A 3,442-nucleotide genomic window follows, 5' to 3' on the forward strand; every position below is an offset into this window, starting at 1 on the left:
GAAAAACCAAGAAAGACGCCCTGCGCTGCCTCAAACGCCGTCTATCGCACACCGTCTTCCAAGCCCTCAAGGCCGACCACCAGACCGCCCAACGCACCGCCGCTTGACATAGGAGCTACTGCTCGGCACTCCTAGGGGATCTCCGGGATCAGCAGGTGCGCGTCGTAGCGCGGGCCCCAGTGCAGCGTGACGCGACCGCGCGGCGGATTGGGATAGGCCGCCGGGAACTGGCCGCTGAGCGGGTTGCGTGGACACAACCAGCGCCCGCCGACCACCAGCCGCAGTTGCTCACCGGCGCGGAACAGCGTTGCCGATGGGCCCAGCTCGACATCGATCGCGACCACCTCGCCGGCGGACACCGGCTGCGGCTGGACGCATGCCGCGACCGGCTCCCACGGCTGCGAGAGCTCAGGGTCCAGTGCGCGCAGCGCAACCCGCTGCCAGCCGGTGGTCACCCGGTCGCGGCCGTAGCCGTAGGACCCCTCGAAGCCGACGAACGTGCCGTCGCGCCACTTCTCCACACCGACGAACAGGTTTGCGTCATCACAGCCGTCCAGTCCGATCCACAGCCGCGCCGCCATCGGGCCAGTCAGCTCGATGTCTGAGGGAACCGTCCAGGTGAATGCGGCTGCCCGGGAAAGGGTTTCGAGCGTGATGCTGCCCGCCGTCTGCGGCCGCTCGGCCGCCAGCAGGCCGGCCCCGCCCAGATGCCCGCCCAGATGCCCGCCCAGATGCCCGCCCAGATACAAAGGCCGCCAACGTGTGCGGGCCAGCGGCCATTCCGTCTCTTCGCGCACCGCGGCGACGGTGTCGCGGTCCTCGCGCACCTCCAGGCGGACGCTGCGGGAAGCGGGCGCGCCGCCCAACACGTCGCGGAAGAATTTGAGCTGTTCGGCCAGCGCGGCTTCGGAGTAGAACGTCGCCCATTTGCCGCCCCGATGCGTGTAGAGGCGGGCGTGGGCGCAGCCGGCGCGAGTGAATGCCCGGATCGAACCGCGGCTGTGCAGGTTGTTGTCCGAGAAGCTCCCACAGACCAGCATGGGGACGTTAATCGCCGGCAGGTCGGGTGTCAGCGAGCGCCAAAAGTCGTCGCGCACCGGATGCTGCTCCTGCATCGGCCCGAGGGTGTAGGCCTGCCGCGTATCGCGTGCGATGTTGCGTGACCACAATGCGGTGAAGCCGGACTCGCGAATACCGCCGGGAAATGTGAGGTCGCGATACGCGTCGGTGAAACCTTCCCACGGGCAGATGGCCCGCAGCGCCGGTGGCTGCAGGGCGGCGACGGCGTACTGGCTGATGGCCAGGTAAGACACCCCTAGCATGACGACGTTGCCGTCGCACCACGGTTGGTCGGCGATCCACTGCACCAGGTCGTAGGTGTCCTCGGCTTCCTGGCGCGACAGCAGCTTTCCGGTGCCCTCGGAATGGCCGCAGCCTCGCGAGTCGGCATTGACCACGGTGAAGCCGTGCGGGACCCACCACGCCGGGTCCGGCGCTTCCCAGCCGGTCAGCGCGGAGAAGGTCACCGGTGTGGGCTGGCGCAATATGCGGTATTGGAAGGAGTAGGTCCACCGCTTGCCCCGCCGGGTCGGCAGGTTGTCCTTGCCGTAGGGATGGATGCTCAAGATGACCGGCCGGGCGCCGCCGTCGGTCTCAAGACAGACGTTGATCCGCAACACCGTGCCGTCGCGGGTCGGAACGCCGACGTCACGGTCGATAACGATGTCGGCCGGTGGATCGGTGACGGTTACGGGGGGTTTGGCGACGCCGCGAATCCGGTCCAGCGCGTATCGGAGAGCGCCGGGACGTCGCCACGGCCGGTCGAGGGTGGGTGCCGGGTTTTGCGCCACGCCCGATACCTTAGAGCGATCCTGGCGTTACCACACGTAGGGCACCAGGCGATAGCGCACCCGCTGCGTGTACTCGCGATACCCGCCCAATTCCTGGGTGAGCATTCTCTCCTCGTCGACGATGCGGGAGGCCAGCACCAACACGCCTGGGATGACGAGAAGCAGCGCCCAGTACGAGCCGAGCGCCAGGGGTATGCCCACCATCATGATCACGTCTCCGACATACATGGGGTGCCGGACGAACTTGTAGAAGCCGCCGGAGGCCACCGACTGGCCGGTCTCCACAGTCACGGTGGCGGCCGCGTAGTTGTTCTGGACGATCACTAGCATCGCGATGCCGAGTCCGGCCGCTACCAGTACATCACCCAGCAAGCACAGCCAGGGCGGCACTGACGACCAGTCCATCCGATGGTCCAACACGCTCAAGAGCACCATCGCGAAGAGATCCAGAAATGCGCCGACGATGACGATCTTCTCGATCGCTCTGGCTTCGGCGAGTGGTCCGGCACGCATGCGTCGCTGCAGCGCCGCGGGGCTTGTCCGGGCCAGATAGATGCTGGGGACCATGGTTGCGATCGTGAAGACGCCGATGAAAACCCAAGCCTGCCAATAGTTGAGCGTTCCGGCCGGCAAGAACAGCAGCAAGCCCAGTACGGCCAGCCCCCAAATTGAGGATGCCGCCAATCGAACACCGGTTTTCATGACCCCTCCCTAACAACGTACATCGCGCCGACGAAAAGCCTTGGCCCCCAACATGATCAGCGTAGCGTCGATGCCCAGCAGCCACAGCAGCGGCACCGCGGTGAAGTCACCGCCGCCGACGCGCGGGGTGTGCGCGAACGGTTCGAGGTCGAGCACCCACTGCGGAAATTCGGCCAGCGACCCGATCAGATACAAGGCGATGAACCCGACCAACACACCCCATGCCACCGGCGTGAACCGCGGAGCGACGCCGAACAGTGTCAGCGTCACCGCGGAAAGCAGCCACACGGCGGGCAGCTGCACGGCCGCGGTCCCGACGACGACGGCCAGCCTGCCGCCGACATCGTCGGCCGCGATCCCGTAGACGAGACCGGCTGCCACACCGGCGACCAGCATCGCCGCCGCCGACCCAGCTAGTGCCGCCACCAAATGGCTTGTCAACCAACGAATTCGGGAAACCGCACCGGCCAGCGTCGTCTCGGCTCGTTGGGCCGCCTCTTCCTGATGCAGGCGCAACGTGAGCGAGACGGCGAACGCAGCGGCCACCATTCCCAACATGGCGAACGCCACCGCGAGGAAGGCCTGCTCGAGCGCGCTGGTGCCGCCCATCCGCGCCACGATGTCACGCGCGACGGTGCTGTCGCCCAGTTCGTCGCCGATGCCGTGCGCCACGCTGCCCATCAGGACGCCATACAGACACAGCCCGACGGTCCACAGCAGGAGCGCGCCTCGATCCAGTCGCCACGTCAGCCCCGCGACGCCACGCAGCCCCCGCCCGGCCGTGCCGGGCCCGGCGCGCTCGGCGATGAGTCCGGCGCCGACATCGCGGCCGGCGAGGAGCCGATAGGCCACCAGGGTCAGCACGGCCGTCGTCGCCAGATGCAGCAGCA

At 67.5% G+C, this 3,442-nt stretch carries 2 protein-coding genes and 1 pseudogene; all 3 read right to left on the bottom strand.

Annotation, left to right across the window (positions count from 1 at the left end):
• Positions 1–131: 131 nt before the first annotated feature.
• Entirely contained in the window at positions 132–1,850 is a 1,719-nt protein-coding gene (locus tag ACLP9N_RS39365) for a CocE/NonD family hydrolase (RefSeq protein ID WP_442412465.1), read from the bottom strand.
• A gap of 27 nt (positions 1,851–1,877) precedes the next feature.
• A complete protein-coding gene (locus tag ACLP9N_RS39370; protein WP_442412466.1) occupies positions 1,878–2,552 on the bottom strand; it encodes a methyltransferase family protein in 675 nt (224 codons plus the stop codon).
• 9 nt (positions 2,553–2,561) lie between these two features.
• Positions 2,562–3,442, bottom strand: a pseudogene (locus tag ACLP9N_RS39375) (ABC transporter permease); the annotation flags it as partial.

The organism is Mycobacterium sp. (assembly GCF_052144515.1).
Lineage (GTDB): Bacteria > Actinomycetota > Actinomycetes > Mycobacteriales > Mycobacteriaceae > Mycobacterium.

Bases quoted from the DNA above. Each gene is read 5' to 3' on its own strand.
- ACLP9N_RS39370 (WP_442412466.1), bottom strand. From the start codon at position 2,552: ATGAAAACCGGTGTTCGATTGGCGGCATCCTCAATTTGGGGGCTGGCC.